Raw genomic sequence first — 238 nt, 5'->3', positions numbered from 1 at the left:
GTGCCGGACTTCTCGCCCCAGGCCTCTGCCGGCAGCAGCACATGCGCGCCGGCATTGACGGTGTCGTTGAAGCGGACGTTCTCCGAGATGACGCACAGTTCGAGCTTCTTCATCGCCGCGCGCACCGCATCGGCGTCCGGCAGCGACACAACTGGATTGGTGCCCATCACCCACAGCGCCTTGATCTCGCCGCGGCCGATCGCCTCGAACATCTGCACCGCCTTCAGCCCTTCATGGG

1 protein-coding gene is annotated in these 238 nt (G+C 65.5%); it reads right to left on the bottom strand.

Annotation, left to right across the window (positions count from 1 at the left end; all coding sequences use genetic code 11):
* A partial coding sequence (locus FVA95_RS30400; protein WP_240051821.1) for a molybdopterin-dependent oxidoreductase occupies positions 1-212 on the bottom strand: 212 nt, incomplete at its 3' end.
* Positions 213-238: the final 26 nt, after the last annotated feature.

The sequence above is a fragment of the Pseudonocardia sp. EV170527-09 genome, from assembly GCF_008369905.1.
Classification (GTDB): Bacteria; Actinomycetota; Actinomycetes; order Mycobacteriales; family Pseudonocardiaceae; genus Pseudonocardia.
This window is presented reverse-complemented; position numbering and strand designations above follow the sequence as displayed.